Origin of the sequence: Nostoc sp. DedSLP03 (assembly GCF_034530815.1) — a bacterium.
Taxonomy (GTDB): Bacteria; Cyanobacteriota; Cyanobacteriia; order Cyanobacteriales; family Nostocaceae; genus Nostoc.
The window spans coordinates 1-18694 of record NZ_JAVRCK010000056.1; the positions used below are offsets into that span (position 1 = coordinate 1).

The 18694-nt window shown below is 38.8% G+C and carries 15 protein-coding genes and 2 pseudogenes; 14 read left to right on the forward strand and 3 right to left on the reverse strand.

Annotation, left to right across the window (positions count from 1 at the left end):
* The first annotated feature begins 66 nt into the window (after positions 1-66).
* From RM368_RS23980 to RM368_RS24015, 8 genes and pseudogenes are all read left to right on the forward strand, one after another.
* The gene (locus RM368_RS23980) at positions 67-678 is read left to right on the forward strand and encodes a hypothetical protein (protein WP_322696356.1); all 612 of its coding nucleotides are present in this window, start codon (positions 67-69) and stop codon (positions 676-678) included.
* Positions 675-1157, forward strand: a complete 483-nt coding sequence (locus RM368_RS23985; RefSeq protein WP_322696357.1) for a hypothetical protein — start codon at positions 675-677, stop codon at positions 1155-1157. The genes RM368_RS23980 and RM368_RS23985 overlap by 4 nt, the downstream gene beginning before the upstream one ends.
* A 282-nt stretch (positions 1158-1439) precedes the next feature.
* Positions 1440-3560 carry a TonB-dependent receptor gene (locus RM368_RS23990; RefSeq protein WP_322696358.1) on the forward strand — a complete coding sequence of 707 codons (2121 nt, stop codon included), beginning with the start codon at positions 1440-1442 and terminating at the stop codon, positions 3558-3560.
* A gap of 37 nt (positions 3561-3597) precedes the next feature.
* A complete protein-coding gene (locus RM368_RS23995) occupies positions 3598-4470 on the forward strand; it encodes a (2Fe-2S) ferredoxin domain-containing protein (protein ID WP_322696359.1) in 873 nt (290 codons plus the stop codon).
* Between the two features lie 92 nt (positions 4471-4562).
* Positions 4563-5771: an ABC transporter substrate-binding protein gene (locus RM368_RS24000; protein ID WP_322696360.1), complete on the forward strand. Its 1209-nt coding sequence runs from the start codon at positions 4563-4565 to the stop codon at positions 5769-5771.
* Positions 5771-6859, forward strand: a complete 1089-nt coding sequence (locus RM368_RS24005; RefSeq protein WP_322696361.1) for an iron ABC transporter permease — start codon at positions 5771-5773, stop codon at positions 6857-6859. The genes RM368_RS24000 and RM368_RS24005 overlap by 1 nt, the downstream gene beginning before the upstream one ends.
* Positions 6856-7896 (forward strand): ABC transporter ATP-binding protein, encoded by a 1041-nt coding sequence (locus RM368_RS24010; RefSeq protein WP_322696362.1) that lies wholly within the window; start codon positions 6856-6858, stop codon positions 7894-7896. Before RM368_RS24005 ends, RM368_RS24010 begins: the two co-directional genes overlap by 4 nt.
* A gap of 153 nt (positions 7897-8049) precedes the next feature.
* Positions 8050-8471 (forward strand): annotated as a pseudogene (locus tag RM368_RS24015) (transposase).
* A 113-nt stretch (positions 8472-8584) separates the two neighbouring features.
* Here RM368_RS24015 and RM368_RS24020 read toward each other — a convergent pair.
* Positions 8585-9217 (reverse strand): ATP-binding protein, encoded by a 633-nt coding sequence (locus RM368_RS24020; protein WP_322696363.1) that lies wholly within the window; start codon positions 9215-9217, stop codon positions 8585-8587.
* A gap of 5 nt (positions 9218-9222) precedes the next feature.
* Positions 9223-9984, reverse strand: coding sequence for a Mu transposase C-terminal domain-containing protein (locus tag RM368_RS24025; RefSeq protein WP_322696364.1), 762 nt, complete (start codon positions 9982-9984; stop codon positions 9223-9225).
* A 49-nt stretch (positions 9985-10033) separates the two neighbouring features.
* Between RM368_RS24025 and RM368_RS24030 the strand changes: the two are divergent.
* The 5 genes and pseudogenes from RM368_RS24030 to RM368_RS24050 all read left to right on the forward strand — a co-directional run.
* Positions 10034-10703 (forward strand): annotated as a pseudogene (locus RM368_RS24030) (IS1 family transposase); the annotation flags it as partial.
* A gap of 478 nt (positions 10704-11181) precedes the next feature.
* Positions 11182-11634 (forward strand): Hsp20/alpha crystallin family protein, encoded by a 453-nt coding sequence (locus tag RM368_RS24035; RefSeq protein ID WP_322696365.1) that lies wholly within the window; start codon positions 11182-11184, stop codon positions 11632-11634.
* Between the two features lie 73 nt (positions 11635-11707).
* On the forward strand, positions 11708-11929 hold the full coding sequence (locus RM368_RS24040; RefSeq protein WP_322696366.1) for a hypothetical protein: 222 nt from the start codon (positions 11708-11710) through the stop codon (positions 11927-11929).
* Positions 11930-11997: 68 nt separating this feature from the next.
* Complete coding sequence (locus RM368_RS24045) at positions 11998-13899, forward strand: ABC transporter ATP-binding protein (RefSeq protein ID WP_322696367.1); 1902 nt, start codon at positions 11998-12000, stop codon at positions 13897-13899.
* Positions 13900-13930: 31 nt separating this feature from the next.
* Entirely contained in the window at positions 13931-15238 is a 1308-nt protein-coding gene (locus RM368_RS24050) for a recombinase family protein (RefSeq protein WP_322696368.1), read from the forward strand.
* A gap of 20 nt (positions 15239-15258) precedes the next feature.
* Here the strand turns inward: RM368_RS24050 and RM368_RS24055 are convergent, their stop codons facing one another.
* A complete protein-coding gene (locus RM368_RS24055) occupies positions 15259-16428 on the reverse strand; it encodes a hypothetical protein (RefSeq protein ID WP_322696369.1) in 1170 nt (389 codons plus the stop codon).
* A gap of 583 nt (positions 16429-17011) precedes the next feature.
* Here RM368_RS24055 and RM368_RS24060 point away from each other — a divergent pair.
* Positions 17012-18631, forward strand: a complete 1620-nt coding sequence (locus RM368_RS24060; RefSeq protein WP_322696370.1) for a glycosyltransferase family 39 protein — start codon at positions 17012-17014, stop codon at positions 18629-18631.
* Positions 18632-18694 lie beyond the last annotated feature (63 nt).

The window sequence follows — 18694 nt, forward strand, 5'->3', positions numbered from 1 at the left end:
TCACGCACGGTTCTGAAGCCGAGTCACATTGGCGACAATGTGGCTTAGGGTAATAATGCAGCATATTTGTGCTCACACGGTTTCAGTGTTGAGGGATTAGCACCCGACGCACTCCAGCAAGAGAGATTTATTCACAATACCAACTCTCAAGTACCTTTCTACTTAACGAGATTTGAAGATTTTCACAAATCATACTCCTACGATTTAGTTCTGTTCAGCGAAAGCAGTCAATATATTGCTGTTGACGATTTGGCTCAGGGTGCGGCTCGTTTACTAAGTAGTGGTGGCTACTTGCTGCTTGCCGATATGATGCGTTCTGATGCCGAATACCGAGAAGGTATTTTTTCTAATTGTCATGTCGCCAGTGAGCTTCAAACAGCGTTGATGCAAACTGGATTCAAGTTAATTAAGACTGAGGACATCTCCACTCAAGTTGCACCAACGATTGACTTGTGTGTTGATAACTTCCGTACTTTTGGGCTGACAACGGTCAAATATATTGCTGATGTTGTAGCGATCGCTTTCCCTCCATTACACACACTCGGTCGTTGGGCGTTTAACCGTTGGCTAGAAAAGCCAATTGCTGATGGGTTAGCAGCACGCGCTATTTTTGAGAGCCATCTGTGTTATTCCATCCAACTTTGGCAGTTATCAATTCATGAGGTTAATTTAATATGACCCCACAAATAAACACTCAAGATTGGCAACAAGATTTTATCGCTACTAATTTATTGGCAATTGGTTACAACGCTTGGGTTGGTTATTTAGGAGGAGAACGCGGTGTAGTAATTTGCAGTACCAATTTTCCACATTTAAGTATGGCTGGTGAAACATTTAGAGCGCATTTTATTCCGCGTAAAAATCTCGCAGCTTTTTTAAATGCTTGGTTAGCAGCACCCGATACCGTACTTTTACAAAGACACTTCATGAATGCTCATATTCTCGAAGCTGTAGATAAGTATAATCCTGATAAAGATGTTGTATTTTTGTTGGAATACGGTAATCAGGCTGGGTTTTTCTATTTAGCTAATTTACCTATTACACCACCGCAATGTTACCAAACTATATGCAAAGAATGGGCAGAATTTCAACCTCAACATTCCCTTTCAATAGGAGCAAAACTAGACCCAAAACACTTATCTGTGAGGTACAGATGATACACATAGTTAAAGTATTTTATGGGTACAGATATAGATTTAATCCAGTACCCTCCGCAAGTGTTACTACTTTGCTTCGCTGTTAGTAACGACACTCAAATTTGGATTGTTTTGTAAGAATTTGGGTATCCAGAAAGAATACCACAAGGTCTTTTTTGTCATCCAAATAGTATTCAACATGATTTAGGTATGGCAATGTATTGTAGCAAGCTAGTTCAAACCTAAATCTCAAAAACCAATACCACAAATCAATATCTGCATCTACTGAAAACGAGGAGTTTCATGTCCACTTCCCATGTAGTTACTTATTGTGAATTTTTCTCAAAAATCTTCATTTTTACCGCAATCTATGGAATGGTATGTGGGGGATACATAGCCATCGCTAATCAAGTTCCACAAATATCTGAGTTTCCCAAGTATGAAGGTACTGCAAGAGATTTAGAACCAATTGCACAAGTACCACCTGAAAATACCCCAGCCTCCACAGAAGAAAAAGAACCAGATATTGAACTAACAGTCATCGACAAGCTACTCAATGAACCTGTTTACTCACCCTTTCGCCGCGAAGGGACAGTGAAAGATTCCACCCGTCCAGTTTACGTAATTACAGGTGAAGAGATGGAAGCCCAAGGTGCTAAAACTGTCAGAGAAGCACTAAAATTTCTTCCAAGTATCTTACCTGATGGTACAGTTGGCACCGAAGTAAACGCCTTAAGCGGTCAATTTATCCGAGGTTCTAACTCTGCACAAGTCTTGATTTTGCTTGATGGTAGACCAATTAACGAACTTGGTTCTGGTGGTTTTGACCTTTCAGAATTTACTATCAATATCGTTGAAAGAATTGAAGTATTACCAGGTGGCGGTTCTACTCTTTATGGTTCCGATGCAATTGGAGGGGTGATTAACATTATCACTCGTCGTCCTACAGAAAAAGTGACAACGCAAGCAGGTGTTAATTTTGGCGCGTATGGGTTAAATCAGCAGACTATCAATAGTAGCGGAAAAATAGGAGATATTGGTTGGGTTGTAGGTTATAACCGTACCCAAGCAGAAAATAACTACCCTTTTTCCATCCCAGAAGCTAACTTTGAGGGAACTAGAGAAAATAATGATGTTCTCTACAACAACTTTAATATCAAGTTGTCGGCGGATTTAGGAAAGCGCGATACTCTAACCCTCTCAACCCTATACTTAGGCAAAGACCAAGGAGTACCAGGAGGAGTCCCCATTCCTGAACCATTGTATGGCCAAGGCTATTTTAACTCGTTGACTGATAGCGATCGCAAATACACAGACCAAGTTCTCACCGATTTAACCTGGAACTCAAAATTAGGAAGTGGAAATGATTCATTGCTAACAGCCAGAGTTTATGCAGATTTCCTCAGCACTCGTTTTGATAGTCGCAATTCATCCCAAGCACGATATGATAACAGGCAAGCTTCTTATGGATTGCAAGCACAACACAGTTGGAAATTTGCTAATAATCAAACCCTAGTTTATGGCTTTGATTACCGCAATGTATCGGCTACTAATAGTACATTCGACTTTTCTGTTGATACAAAAACAGTCACTTACGACGATAGTATTAGTCAAGGAGCGATATTTGCTAGATATGAAATTAACTTTACCTCTAGTTTCACTGCCAACTTAGGTTTACGCCAGGATTTTAGCAGCTTGACAAATGGCTCTTTTACATCACCGAGTATCGGGGCAAAATTTGCACTTACAGATTCTACTACCTTGAGAGCTAATTATATCAAAAATTTCCGTGCGCCGAATCTTTTCAACTTATATGCCAATGGTAGTACTTACGTTGGTAATCCTAATCTGCGTCCAGAGAAAGGCGATAGTTATGATATTGGAGTTGACCAAAAGCTAGGCGATTTTGGTCTATTACGTTTGACATATTTCAATAACACAATATCAGATTTAATCGCCTATAACTTTGCTGTTCCCATAGCTACTTACGAAAATATTGGAAAAGTTCGTACTACAGGAATTGAAGCAGTTTTAAATTTGCAGTTAGCAAAAAATGTCTATGCTTTTGTTGGTTATACAGCAAACGACCCGCGAATTTTAAAAAGTACAAACTCTGCCGAAGTTGATAAAGAGTTACGATTTGCGGGTGCAGACAGTTTAAACGCAGGACTTTCTTATGAAACTTCTCAAGGCTTATATGCTGGAATACTTATGCATTCTTTAGGTGCATATCCAATAAACAATACTAATACAGAATCTTTACCTGGGTACACTACTTTTGATTTCAAAATGCGTGTACCTCTAAGTGATAACTTGATATTTACAGGTAGTGTAGATAATATCTTTGATCGGCGTTACCAGTTGTTTCCTGGTTATCCTGATGGGGGGAGGGTTTTTCAAGTTGGGTTGAGTTCTACATTTTAATAGAAGTAATTGTTGATCGCGCAGAGGAGAGTTTTAAATGGCTGAATTTAATTGTTGGGTAACACCACTAAATAAAATCGTCACTGAACCTTTATCTACAGGTGGAAAAATTGAATATGAATATTTTGATTCGAGTACCGATGTTTTGTCATCACTACTCTACACTCTATTTCAGCAGAATTGGCAGCAGGTAGGGGTAGGGCATATCGTTCAAGGTGGTGTATTAGAATTAGAATTTAATGCTCCACCTAAAATTTGTATCCTCTATGATGGATATCTCACAGTAGTGACAGAAGGTTGGCATTTACACCTATGTATAGAGGCTAATTTAGGCGGCCCTCATTGTCAGACTCCTTTAGAATTAAGGCAACAACGTCAAGTAAGTCGTGCTGCATTTTACCGACGATTTAATGCAGAAGGTATCCCTAGAAGTTGGGGAATCGATTTTTGGAATGGTGCAGATGAAAACCTCATGACTATTTTCTTGCCAAATCCATATGTGGAAGGTGAAAATTTGTTACCAGAAGGCAAGCCTAATTTATCAAAGTTAGCTTGTTATGAGGAACTACGAGATATCTATGTATTGGGAAAAAAAACAATACCGTTTACCAAAAATCCCTTAAAGCATTCTTATATTTCCGTATGTACCTCTACTCGCTGTCTTCCTTACCGGAAGTGGCAACCCACATTTGATGCTTTAAAATCAGCAGTTGAAAAAGCAGGTTTAGAAGTGGAAGTAAGAACATCTGGCTGTTTAGAAGTTTGCCAATTAGGGCCAGTTGTATTTTATTCTGAAGACAGGACTTGGTACACTCGTGTTAATTCAAATGTAGCAGAAACTATTGTCAATGAACATTTGGTTAAAGGTAATAAAGTTGTTGAATATTGCTATCCACCAGATTCAGTATAATTTATAGTTTTTGAAATCTCATACCAAAATATAAAGCAGTTTTCTGAGTATCGCTCTCTGCGTGAGATAAAAATGATATTTCTCTAGAAGCCATGAAATTGGTTAAAACAACTCACTCAAAATTGATTAAATTTTTATGCCAATTCATTTTAATAGCAACTTTAATCATTGCCTGTAATAGTACGACAATTCCCACATCTACTAATGGATGCATTCAAAACTATAATTCCAATCAAGATTACTTTCCCAAAAAAATCAAAATCACCTACGCCACAGGTTTGGCGGTAGAATATCATAATCACTACAAAATAATCACCATCAAAAACCCTTGGCAGAATGCCAAAACCCAGTTTCAATATGTTTTAGTTCAATGCGGAACTCCCACACCAAAAGGATTTAATCAAGCACAGGTAATTACAGTTCCTATTAATTCTATAGTTTCTTTATCTACAACTCATTTACCCCACCTAGCCAAATTAGGCGTAGTAGATAAACTGATTGGTATTAGTAATAGCAAACAAGTCAATACTCCTGATGTAGTTGAGAGAATCAAAATCGGCAAAATTACACAAGTAGGTAATAATTCTAATGTAGACATAGAAAGGCTATTAGAATTAAATCCCGACTTAGTAACAACTTTTGGCACAGGAAATTCCCAAACTGATAGTTATGCCAAACTCACAGAGGCGGGTTTAAAAGTTGGGGTAAATGCTGAATATATGGAAGATACACCATTGGGAAGAAGTGAATGGTTGAAATTTACGGCTTTGTTTTTCAACCAAGAAGCCAAAGCAGAAAAGATATTTAATGAAATTGCTAATAAATATGAACAAATAGCTCAAAAAGCTCAATCTGTGAAAAACCGTCCGAGTGTATTTGTTGGCTTTAACTTTAAAGGTACTTGGTTTATGCCAGGTGGTAAAAGCTATGTAGCCAAATATCTCGCTGATGCAGGAGGTAACTATCTTTGGAGTGATGATCAATCTACTGGTAGTCTCCCGCTTTCTTTTGAAGTAGTTTTAGAACGTGCTGCTAATGCTGACTACTGGTTAAATTTTAGCCAATCTTGGCAGAGTTTAAAGGATTTAGTCGCAGAAGATAATCGCTATGCTGATTTTAAGGCGGCGAAAACAGGCAATCTTTATAATAACAATGTCCGTGTCAACGAAAGTGGAGGTAATGATTACTGGGAAGGCGGAATTAGTAACCCAGATATAGTTTTATCTGACTTGATTAAAATCATGCATCCGGAGATATTACCTAATCATCAACTGTTTTATTACCACAAAATTATTAAATAATGTTAAGCAAAAAATATAAATTTAAAAATTCTTTATTCAACCAAAAATTTCCAGTTATAAAAAGCATTATTTTCTCAAGTTTACTGATAGGTTTACTATGTGCCTTTTTATTGGACTTAGCTTTAGGTTCAGTCTCTATTCCTATTCATGAGGTCATCAATATTCTACTCGGACAAGAGCCGGAAAAAGCAACATGGGCTAATATTATTATCAAATTTAGACTGCCTAAAGCTTTAACTGCAACTTTAGCGGGTGCGGCTTTAGGTGTGAGTGGCTTACAAATGCAAACCTTATTTAAAAATCCCTTAGCGGGGCCTTTTGTATTGGGAATTAGTTCTGGTGCAAGTTTAGGGGTAGCGTTAGTTGTGCTGACAGCAAGTGCTATGACACCAACATTATTAGCAGATTTGGGGATAATTAGTGATTTTGGTTTAGTGATAGCAGCAAGTCTTGGCGCAGCATCAGTTTTAGGGATGATGTTAGTTGTTTCTCGCCGAGTGCAAGAGACAATGACGCTACTGATTTTAGGGTTATTGTTTGGCTATGCTACGAGTGCAATTGTGAGTATCTTATTGCAATTTAGCTCAAAAGAACGCATTCAAAGTTATATTATGTGGACTTTTGGTAGTTTTTCTGGGGTGACTTGGAAACAGTTAATTGTGTTAATCCCAGTGATAGTGTTGAGTTTATTGACAGCAGTGTTGCAATCAAAATCTTTGAATGCACTTTTGCTGGGTGAATCTTATGCGCGGAGTTTGGGTTTAACGGTGCAGAAAACCAGATTTTCAATTATTACTAGTGCATCTATATTAGCAGGGGCAATTACGGCTTTTTGTGGACTTATAGCGTTTCTAGGTGTGGCTATTCCCCATCTGTGTCGCAGTCTATTTATGACTTCCGACCATCGAATGTTAATACCTAGTGTCATAATCATGGGTGCAATTTTAGCATTAATTGCTGATTTGTTTTCTCAACTGTGGGTAAGTCAGATGGTTTTACCTTTGAATGCAATTACGGCTTTAATTGGTACTCCTGTTGTGACTTGGGTAATTCTGCGGCGTAATTCCCAAAAATCTTTTCCGTCATGAGTAGCCAAATTTTAACAACTCGCAATCTGACTATTGGTTACAAAACATCCCGAAAAAATGTACGGTGTATTGCATCGAATATTTCTGTGTCTCTCGAAGCTGGAGAATTGGTGTGTTTACTGGGGCCGAATGGTGCGGGTAAGTCTACATTAATGCGATCGCTTGCTGGAATGCAACCCCCAATCGCAGGTGAAGTACGACTTTTGGGAGATGATGTCTACAAGTTAGCACCACAAGAATTAGCCAAACGTCTGAGTTTGGTACTCACTGAAAAAGTTGATGTGGGAATGCTATCAGCCTATACCTTGGTGAGTATGGGGCGACATCCTTACACTGATTGGTGGGGAAATTTGACACCTGAAGATGAAGCGATAGTACATTGGGCGATAAAATCTGTAGGCGCACTACACTTAGCACAACGCCAAGTTAATGAATTAAGCGACGGTGAACGTCAAAAAATTATGATTGCGCGTGCTTTGGCGCAGTCACCAATGGTGATGTTGCTAGATGAACCAACGGCATTTTTAGATTTACCGCGACGGGTAGAAATTATGCAATTGTTACGTCAGTTAACACGGGAAACCAATCAAGCAATTCTGCTGTCTACCCACGATTTAGATTTGGCTTTGCGTCTAGCGGATAAAGTTTGGCTATTAACAACTAATGGTATTTTACACGTCGGCGCACCAGAAGATTTGGTCTTGAGTGGTGCATTTGCTGATACTTTCAACAGTGAAGGCGTAGAGTTTGACGTTAATTCTGGTGAATTTCATCTTCATACATCCCACAAAGGAGAAATTAATTTAATAGGTGGTGAAGGAATTGCAGTAGTGTGGACTCTTCGCGCTTTACAAAGAGTTGGGTTTAGGGTTAAACAAGGTGAAAAGTCTTTTGTTATGGGCGACGTTACGCCAACACAAATCTCAGTAGAGGTTATATCAAATTCAGAACAAGTTTTATGGCGAATCACAAATAGCAAGACTGTATATACTCATCATTCATTGTATGAAATGATTAAATTTTTGAATTATTTATAGAAGCATTGCCCCTAATTTATTGATATTTTATAACTATAGAAGTATGAAAAATTGCGAAATAACTCTAAGAGGATGTCTGAAAAGTAAGAAAGCCCACGTAACTGTATCCTGTCATTAGAAAAAATACTTAAGTATGACAGAGTTACGAGAGCCATGAATCCATCGTACCCAAGTAATCTGACTTCTGAGCAGTGGGAACTACTATTAGGGCTAATTCCTGCGCCAAAAACAGGTGGTCGAAAACGTAGTGTTGATATGGAAGCGATCGTTAACGCTATCCTCTACATCTTGTGTGCAGGTTGTGCATGGCGAATGCTGCCAAATGACTTTCCCAAGTGGAAAACTGTGTATCATTACTTCCGGCAATGGCGAAAAGATGGATTGTAAGTGTTGTCACCCGCCACGAAGAACAGAAGGGTTTTGTTGTATTACCCAAACGCTGGCTTGTTGAGAGGACTTTTGGTTGGTTTAATTGGTGTCGACGATTAAGTAAAGATTATGAAATCTTACCGGAAACGACAGAAACCTTTATTTACGTTGCGATGATTCGCCTGATGCTCAAACAACTTGCGTGATTAAAATTACCTCTCAAAAACTTTTCAGACATCCTCTCAGGAAGAAATTTTCTCTCCCAATCGTCCACAACTTCAATAATGTCTTCTTCCGCTAAATTAGGATACTCGTATGACTATAAAAATGAGTCATGAACACGCACGTATGGAAGACTTTTTCGTTCAAGAATATTATCGTCTAGATAGTAAGTCCCAACTAAGATAACGGGGATTCGCAATTTTGTAAAAACATCAATTAGCTCATTAAAGGCTTCCAAAGTTAAATAGTCGGCATTACCGACTATGAGTATTTTGACTCCATAACCTTTGAGAGTTCCCCATGCCCGCGATCGCAAATCTCGCAGTGTTCCAACATGAGCAAGTGGATGGCCTATTTCTTCCATAATGGAGCAATATAAATCCGTTGGCCCACCATGTTGGTGAATTTCTGCATAGATAACAGTTGCAGGAATTTCCAAAAGCGTCCCTCGTCGTTTGACATATTGTGTCCTGTACAGTTGAGAGGCTTTTAATAAGCCAGAACCCGTAGCAGATGCAACATAACCACAGAGTTTTGCATCACGCTGGTCATCAAGCCAGTCAAACAATTCTGTGTCGCGGTCTAGGGTAAAGTAAGTGTCAGCTTTACCAATCCGCTCAACCTCAGCTTGTGTTTCAGGCGATCGCCGCAGTTCCTCAGCAGGTTGCAAACTTGCATCAAACGACTTCTGAAATTCTAGATTGGCACTGGCTAAGTTTGTCTCTGACATGGCAATTACCAATTATCCTTCATAAATTGGTTCCAATCTTTCACACCTACTCTAGGTCGCCGTCTAACTTTGGGTGTTTGATTGGGATCAGGTTTATTCTGCGTAACTTGCTTATCTATTGAATTTACAGTGTTTTGTGCAACTGCGTTAGAAGTAGATATTAAATTTTCTTGTGATGTTGTTATTTCCTCTGGTGTTGCATTTTCAGGAAATAACTCTACTACTTTTGATTTGTTAGTTTTAACCTCTTGTTTCTGTTGGGCCTGTTTACGGCGTTGCTTGCGTGTTTCCTTACGCTTTTGTTCAACATCTTCAAATCTAGATAACCGCTCATTCAAAATAGAAGAATTATCAATTTCTTTTCCTTTATCACGTAATTTTTTCTTGATGTAATTCAATTCAGCTAGAGACATTCTTTCGCGTTCACAATCTCTAGCTTGTATAATCCCAATAAACTCTCCTGGTTCACTATTAATAGGGCGAGTATAAGCAAGAACTGTTGTAATATTACGCTTGTCATATCTTAAAGAAACTTGCTTACCTTCATAATCTAATAAGCAATCTCCTTGATATACCCAACCAAGAAAATTCACAGAACCATGTTTTTCTACATTCCGATAAGCAACTTTCATTAAACAAATATCAAGTTCACGTTCATCAATAAGCTCAGGTTCTTCTAATAAAAAACCTGATTCCCATTTGAGAATACGTTTTTGTTTTGTTTTTGGATAATAATGAAAATTGTAGTGAGCTACAAAATATTGCACCTTAAAAAATCTGGCGTTGCAGAATAGAAATATGAATCATGCGATCGCTATGAAATGTCCAAGATGTTCATCAGATCATATTCGCAAGAATGGGCGACAGCGTGGTAAACTTGCATTACATATGTGTAGACTGTAGACGCCAGTTCATCGAATCTTCTGATCAGAAAGGGTACACAGAGGATATTAAAATTGAGTGCTTAGAAATGTACGTTAATGGATCTGGTTTTTGCGCCATAGAAAGAGTTAAAAAAGTACATCATACTACTGTCATAAATTGGGTGAAACAACTGGGTAGTACTCTACCAAATACGCCTTATAGAAGTGAAATACCAGAAGTTACCGAAGTTGATGAACTTGAAACCTTTATTGGCTCAAAAAAAAACAAAATTTGGTTGTGGACAGTAGTAAATCATAGCGTTGCGGGAATTATAGCTTGGGTTTTGGGAGATAGAAGTTCAGAAACTTGTAAACATTTGTGGATAGCGATCAAGTGTTGGCAATCTTACTTCTATGTAACAGATGGTTATCCTGTATATCCTTGCTTTATTAGCAATGAAGACCACATCGTTAGTAAGACATATATGACAAGAGTAGAAGGTGAAAATAGCCGTTTAAGACATTATCTGCAAGGGTTACATCGGAAAACTTTTTGTTACTCTAAAACCGAAGAAATGCTGAAATACTCAATTCGGGTAGTAATACATTATCTTAAGTATGGCTCCTTTGTTGCTCATGGTGGTACACTTTTGCTGATTACTCGTGTTCGAGATACAGAAGTTGAACCCTCTGGTCCACCTTGGCCATTATCAGACTCAGAATTAGCACAGTTTGAAAATGTGGGATTACAGCAAATAGAAAAACTCGTATTTTTAGAATCTGAGGTTGACGTTAAGCAAGTGCGGATTGAATATCAAAGGCATAATTCTTTGATAGATTTTAATTATACAGCCAAAAACTAATTCATTACTACGTATGAATTTTACAGATTATCAAAGTGATTATTCTGGTTTCCCGAACCGATGAATTCGGGTAAACCGTAATCTTTTTTTAGGTCTAATTAAGTGCGGTAATCATCAGTTAATAAGGTGATGATTACCGAATTTACAGGAGTTGTAACCATATTTATTATGAATACATAAGCACAAAACCAAGTGCAAAAACGATTAAACAATAGCTGAATTTTTCCGAGAAAGAATTATGGTACTAGTTCGTTACAACCCCTGGCAAGAATTGAACGCTTTAGAACGTCACATCAACGGCTTATTGGGAGATACCAAAGTCCCATCTGCACGGTTAGAAAAAGCCTTTATCAAAGTTCCGGCTGCTGAGTTGCACGAAACTGATGATGCGATTCATCTCAAGCTAGAACTACCAGGACTGTCAGCTAAAGATTTAGATATTCAAGTCACCCAAGACGCTGTTCACATTAGCGGTGAGCGCAAATCTGAAACTAAAACCCAAGACAAGGGTATTACCAAGAGTGAATTTTATTACGGCAAGTTCCAGCGTGTAATTCCTTTATCTGCTAGGGTTCAAAATACCAATGTCACCGCAGATTATAAAGACGGTATCTTGAATTTGACACTGCCTAAAACCGAGCAAGAAAAGAACAAAGTTGTCAAGGTTAATCTAGAACAACCTGCTGCATAGTGCGAAACTACTCTCCTCCAATAATTGATTGAGATAGCTAAAAGCCCAGTTAGAGATGACTGGGCTTTTTTGTATGCGGATCGCTACTTTAGTTCCTGCGTCGCTAACGCTACGCTATCGGTGTCGCTCTCTTGGTATGGATGGTGGTATTATCCCGCGCACCTCTGTGTTAAATCTGGACGTGCGATTTTCACTGCATCCAGCTTTCGATGTTCTTAGCTTTCGCTTTGGCTCATGTGCGGGTAGTCATGACATTTCATGGATTCATCAGATTTTCCTTTTTCCAATAAACTAAGTAAATCCTTGAATTGAGATCACAACGTCTGTCTGGGAATTTTGCTATTATTTGCTACTTTAAAATATATGCAAATAATTGAAATTTCTCCATTCCAAGCATTTCGCCGGAGTGTAGCAACAGTGATACAGGTAGTTCCAAAGGAGCTACGCTATGTAACAATACTGACATTACTGGGTGGTGCAGGCCCAGCGATCGCCATTTGGTTCAACAAAACGATCATTGATGAAATTACCCGCTTATTGAGTACAGGGACAACGCAGAATGCCATCGCCCTCATACTTTCGCAACCGTTGCTAGTGTCCAGTATTGCAGGTTCACTGCTAGTAAATTTGGTTAGTGATACGATCGCTAACATCAATGCCTTTGTATATAGTTCTTTGCGCGATCGCATTCTCGGCTTTGTTCAAGGACAAGTAATTGAAAAGGTTGCCACTTTTGAAGATATTGCTCTGTTTGAAACACCCAATTTGCTCAATTTGGTGCAGTTGACCGAAAAGGGAGTGCAACGACTTCCAGAGCTTTGTCTCAGGCTGGTGACGATGTTAGAGGGAATATTTATCTTCATTCCAGCCATACTGCTTTCGGTGTCTCTTGCTTGGTGGATACCGCTAATTTTGTTTAGCTGCGTTACCCCGGTGATGTATGTGCAGATAAAATACCGTAAGCAAGCTTGGGGAGTAGAAAGAACCCAAGCAAGTGTTCTTCGGGAAATGAACTTATATAAAACGGTTTTAACTGGGGAAACTTACGCCAAAGAAATACGCTTGTTTAGCTTGCAACCCTTACTACTACAACGCTGGCACGGACTTTACCGTACCATTTTTAGAGCAATGGAACAAATCCGGCGTCGGGGGACAACAGCGGTTATTGGCTGGTCTTTATTGAGTGGGTTCGGCTTGGCGTTGCCGTACATATACGTAATCCAGGGAGTGCTAGGTGGAACCCATACATTAGGAGATTTGGCACTTTACACTGGGGTAATTTTGGAAGTGCGGCGGAGTTTGGATAATGTGATGTCTGGCGGGTCAGAGTTATATAATATTGCACTGGCAACTACGCCGATTTTCCAACTTTTGGAGTTAGAGCCGCATTTGTCCCGTTCTCATGCAGAGTTGCAATCAAAATCAGTAACAAAGGTATGGGAAGAAGTCAGAGAATCGGCTGCTAACAATCGGCATTTTCAAAGAAATGGGAACGATCGCCGATCGCAAACAGGTATTGACATCAAAAATCTATCCTTTACTTATCCCAATAGCAATCAACCAATCCTAAAAAACATCAACTTGACGATTCACCCCAACGAGATGATTGTACTGGTGGGTGAAAATGGTGCTGGCAAGACTACATTAGCAAAGCTATTATGTCGCCTCTACGATCCTAGCCAAGGTGCGATTATTTGGAATGGGCAGGATTTACGATCGCTCCCATTAGAAGATTTGCGATCGCGTATTGATGTAGTCATGCAAGATTACGCTCGTTTTCCAACTACCGTGCGGGAGAATGTTGCTTTTGGGGATTTACTTAAAATAAAAGATGACGACGCAATTATGGAAGCGATTGCTGAGGCTGGTTTGGCGAGAGTAATTTCAAATTTCGATCGAGGTTTGGAAACTCTCTTAGGCAAACAGTTAGAAGGCGGTATCGATCTATCAGGAGGACAATGGCAAAGATTAGCGATCGCTCGTGCTTTGCTGCGACTCTCTCCAGCCGAACTAGTCATCCTTGACGAACCAACAGCAAACCTCGATCCGAAAACAGAACATGAGATTTACAATATTTTACGTAACCTAGCAAAGGGGAGAATAGCCGTTGTAGTCAGTCATCGCCTCGCTTTGGCAAAACTAGCAGATCGAGTAATAGTACTAGAACACGGTCAAATTATCGAAGTAGGCACTCATGATGAACTCATGGCACTAGGCGGACAGTATAACTTGATGTTTTGTCGTCAAGCTAGTAGTTATAACTGATACTATTTCTTTGTAAGGCTGCGCTAAACCTTTGAAAATAATTGCCTACTCTTACACCGATCCGCTATTAGAATCTTCTCCCGATCGAGCCGATTGGGGATGGGAGGTGGATCGAGTTTATGAAGATTTGGGCAAGCAAGAATCCTCTGAACGATCGCAATTACAACAATTATTCAAAGATTGCCAAACTGAACCAGCAGATTATCTCCTGATTCGTCGGTTGGAAGAATTGGGAGATACTGTAGAGGAAATTAGCGATCGCCTCAATCAACTTGAAGTCATGGGAATCGCAGTAATCGCCACTGAACAACCCTACACTTCCGAAAATTACCCTCTGGGCGCTGACTTGCTGAATTTGCTACACGCAATCCAACGTCAGCAACGTAGCCGCCGCATCCGCCAAGGACACGCCCGTAATCGTCTTGAGGTTGCACCGCCACCGGGCAAAGTTCCCTACGGCTATCGCAGAGGTAAGGGAAAATATACCATTGACCGCAGTACATCACCAGTAGTCAAAGATTTTTTTGAACACTTTTTACTTTATGGTTCTCTGCGGGGTTCAGTGCGTTACTTGGCGAAAAAATACGGCAAGAAAATCTCTGTCACCACAGGAAGACGCTGGCTGACTAATCCAGTTTATCGCGGCAATACAGCTTACCAAAATGGTGAAATTATCTCCAATACCCATATTCCGATAATTTCTAAGGAAGAAGCAGCCCAAGTTGACCGACTTTTGCGCCGTAATAGCCGTTTACCATCCCGAACTGCTAGCGCACCGCGTTCTCTGGCTGGGTTGGTTGTCTGTGCTGAGTGTCAGTCACATCTGACAGTTACCCGTGTTACCCAACGCAACCAAGATAAAGAGTATCTTTATTTACGTTCTACTAGCTGTCCCCAAAGCCCCAAGTGTAAGGCTATTCCCTATCAACAGGTGTTGGAACATACCATTGAAACCGTTTGCCGTGATTTACCTCTGGCGGTAGCAGGAATGAATTTTCCCCAGTTGGATGCATTCAAGAATAGTTTAGGACAAGCGATCGCTCGTCAGCAAGAAATACTTGCTCAGTTACCCGCTTTAATTGAAACTGGAATTTTAGATGCCGAAACAGCAAAGTTAAGGGCTTACAAACTTCGCACAGAAATTTCTGCACTCGAAGCAAAGTTGGCAATTCTCCCTCCAGTTAACTTGCGTTCTGTTGCTCAAGCTGTTTCAATACCACAATTTTGGTTAGATTTATCGGAAACAGAACGAAGATTTTACTTTCGAGAATTTATTAGACAAATTGAGATTGTTTGTCAGAATAAAGAATTAAAACTCCAAGTTATTTTTATTTTTTGATTTAAAATTTAAATGAAACACTATTTTTGAGACGGTTGATCCTTAGTATACGCAACAGGTTTTGGCCCTGCATTCCGCACATTGATAACTTTATTCAGGATATCAAACCAAAAAGGCGCACCCATAGCAATAGCAAAACCACTTACTATCCAACCGCAAATTAATTTAAAAACCTGTGAAATTCTGATGTAAATTATATTTGATTTTGTCGTATCTAATACCTCAAACTGTTGATTAATATTTTGCCATCCAATTGGTATAGAAGAATTTCCTAATAGTTTTTCAATATTTTTTCTAGCTGCTTCATCATTGATATAATCGATTCGTTGACTTGCACTTTGAGTAATAGTAGAACGGATAACCGAATCTTCCGATAGTCTTCTAACCAAGTGAAATGTATCAGTATTAGTTAAAAAGGCGACTAATATTCCAATTAAAATAGCAACTCCTTTGGCATTTCGTTTATAAACACCGCTTGCTCGATCCATCGAGCGATCGAACCATGTTTCTACTTCATTTTTAAATTGATTTACTTCTTCGTTGAGATCGCCAATCTTTATCCTACTACGTTGAGCAATTACACTAAGGCTCTTAATTAAATTATTAGGAACTTCATCAGGTAACTCATTATTAACAAAATCTATAAATTTCTGGTCAATCTCTCCATAAATTTCTTGAATTTTTGTGTAACTTGCACTATTGGGATTATTAATACCTTTTTTAAGTTCTTTATAAGAAGTTAATATCATCTGTAAGTTAGTTTTTGTTTCTTCACTAGGATGTTTAACGTAATTAATTAGCTGGGGAATTTTTAAGGTATCTAATAAAGTTACTGCAAATGTTTCAGAAGGTAGATAGGAAGGGCCGCTTTGTTTTTCTAGCACTATTTTATCAGGTTTTTTAGTAATTTCCTGGAAATGCTTTTCTAATTTACCCTTAGCTTGTTGATTCAAAGTATTAATTAAAGGATCGTTATAAAGTTTCTGTACTAGATGGATTGCATTAATAATATCTGATTTTTCACTTTCACTACCACCTGATAAAAGTAATTCAATTGAAGTTCTTAAATGTTTAACTCTCCATTGTAATAATGTGGCAATTAGTTCTTGAATTTCCGAAGCTAGCAAGCTCAAAATCAAGTAAATAAAAACCAAACCAAGAGTAATATCTACAACTACAGGTAAATTCATGATAGTCTCCAATAAGTTTTAGCTATTTATTGTTATCAAAAACTCTTTAAACATTGTAGATCGTAGATATCAAAATTCAATAATTGCTTAATTAAAATTAAAATAATCAAATAATTTTATTTAAATATTTTTATTAAACAAGATATTTTTTTAAAAATGAATAATTATGTTTTTCGTAAAACTACTATTCAAAAATTTTATAGGCAATTCCTTAAAATATTCAGTATATCATTTAATAACTGTAGCAATCAGCTACAAAATTTATGGAATTAATCAGACAAAAATAAGTAAATAAAATTTAAACTAAACGTTGCCTTCAAAATATCATACAAGTTTATTTACGGACTATCTAATATGTAAAAAAATATTTATTACTTGTATTATTTTTATCAATTGTTGGTCTAAATGTTATTTAAACAACCAATATAATTTTTCAAAAAATAGGGGCTAATTAGAAAAAATTGAGTTAATCTTGGAAACTAGCAATTGTTAAAAACATACGTTGTTACTGGGTGGCAACATTGGAGATTCGCTAGATGTCTCTATGTAATCAAACCAGCAAGTAAAATGATTACCAGAGAATATGCAAGAAGGAAGCTTTATTTGGAGTCATCTGGAAAGACAGCATCGCACGGTTGGAAAATGGATTGATTGGGTATGGCTAATAATATTGCTGTTGGCAGCAGTATTACTGTTTAGCATCAATCTGGGAGGATTGCCGCTGCGAGATTGGGATGAAGGTACTGTGGCACAGGTTGCTCGTGAAATTTGGCACGCACCAGCAGGTTCAATGCCTTGGCTTTACCCAACGTTAGGAGGCGAACCATATCACAACAAGCCGCCTTTGATGCATTTGCTGATAGCTTGGGCTTATTCTCTAGGAGGCGAAAATGAGTTGACAACGCGCCTACCTGGAGCAATTTTAACAGCAACATCTGTACCTTTACTGTATTGCATTGCTCGAGAGATATTTCGCCAACGTTGGGCTGCTATTTATAGCGCCTTGATTTATCTAACAATGCTACCTGTGGTACGTCATGGGCGGCTGGCAATGCTGGATGGGGCGATGGTAAGTTTTTTGATGGTGATGATGTTGTGCGTGTTGCGATCGCGCCGAGATTTACGTTATTGTCTTGGTGTTGGCATCAGCTTTGGGTTTATTTGTTTAACTCAAGGACTGCTAGGTGTATTACTCGGTGCGATCGCAATTGTATTTCTATTTTGGGATACGCCACGATTGCTCACTTGTTACTATCTCTGGATCGCAATCTTAATTGGCATTCTACCTGTAGCTGGTTGGTATGGTGCGCAACTAATTCACTATGGTTATGCTTTCGCCCAAATTGGTATTGCCAACCCATCACTAGGCCGAATTGGCTCAGTTGTAGAAGGGAATTCTGAACCACCTTGGTACTATGTAATTGAACTTCTCAAATACACATGGCCGTGGTTATTATTCTTACCACAAACTGTTCGCTTAACCTGGGAAAATCGCAACCTTAGCTGGGCAAAACTAGTAATGGCGTGGAGTGGGGTTTATCTACTGGTAATTTCTTTCATGATTACCAAAGTTCCCTGGTATCTATTCCCGATTTATCCTAGTTTAGCTTTAGCTTTTGGTATCCAGTTATCAGATACGGAAAATTCGCCTTTACTCTCATCTTATCCCCGTGCTTGGGTTGCTGGTTTGGCAATACTTGCTGTGGCTGCTTCTGCTGGTAGTATTTATTTCAGTTCGGGTACAACACCAAAAACAGACTTACAACTGATTTTTGCCGCCGTAGCTTTAACTATGACCTTAGCAGCCATATTGGCAGAACGAGGTGACGGACAATTTCTGAAGATTTTGTTTTGGGGAAGTTATATTTCGCTGTTGCTGTTAATGAAATCTAACTACTGGGTTTGGGAATTATCTGAGGCCTATCCAGTTAAACCAGTCGCCGCCATGATTGTCCGAGCAAATCCAGCGACAAGGAAGATTTACACTTCTTTTCCTTATCATCGTCCTTCGTTGGATTATTATAGCGATCGCACCATCATTCCCGCTTCTGTTGGTGAACTGGAATATTATTGGCACTACAACGGCCAACCCTACTTCCTGCTTAATATATCTGATTTCAAAAATCTTCAACTAGAGTCGATGAAGCTAATTGACCAAGCTGAAGGTTGGAAATTAGTCACAAAAGATATCAATAGATTGTAAGTATGGGGCATTGGGCATTGGGAAAGAGGAGGCAGGAGGCAGAAGTTCTACAATATTTGAATT

Bases quoted from the DNA above. Each gene is read 5' to 3' on its own strand.
- RM368_RS24055 (WP_322696369.1), bottom strand. From the start codon at position 16,428: ATGAATTTACCTGTAGTTGTAGATATTACTCTTGGTTTGGTTTTTATT.
- RM368_RS24035 (WP_322696365.1), top strand. From the start codon at position 11,182: ATGGTACTAGTTCGTTACAACCCCTGGCAAGAATTGAACGCTTTAGAA.
- RM368_RS24060 (WP_322696370.1), top strand. From the start codon at position 17,012: ATGCAAGAAGGAAGCTTTATTTGGAGTCATCTGGAAAGACAGCATCGC.
- RM368_RS24040 (WP_322696366.1), top strand. From the start codon at position 11,708: ATGCGGATCGCTACTTTAGTTCCTGCGTCGCTAACGCTACGCTATCGG.
- RM368_RS24005 (WP_322696361.1), top strand. From the start codon at position 5,771: ATGTTAAGCAAAAAATATAAATTTAAAAATTCTTTATTCAACCAAAAA.
- RM368_RS23985 (WP_322696357.1), top strand. From the start codon at position 675: ATGACCCCACAAATAAACACTCAAGATTGGCAACAAGATTTTATCGCT.
- RM368_RS24010 (WP_322696362.1), top strand. From the start codon at position 6,856: ATGAGTAGCCAAATTTTAACAACTCGCAATCTGACTATTGGTTACAAA.
- RM368_RS23995 (WP_322696359.1), top strand. From the start codon at position 3,598: ATGGCTGAATTTAATTGTTGGGTAACACCACTAAATAAAATCGTCACT.
- RM368_RS24000 (WP_322696360.1), top strand. From the start codon at position 4,563: ATGAAATTGGTTAAAACAACTCACTCAAAATTGATTAAATTTTTATGC.
- RM368_RS23990 (WP_322696358.1), top strand. From the start codon at position 1,440: ATGTCCACTTCCCATGTAGTTACTTATTGTGAATTTTTCTCAAAAATC.
- RM368_RS24045 (WP_322696367.1), top strand. From the start codon at position 11,998: ATGCAAATAATTGAAATTTCTCCATTCCAAGCATTTCGCCGGAGTGTA.
- RM368_RS24020 (WP_322696363.1), bottom strand. From the start codon at position 9,217: ATGTCAGAGACAAACTTAGCCAGTGCCAATCTAGAATTTCAGAAGTCG.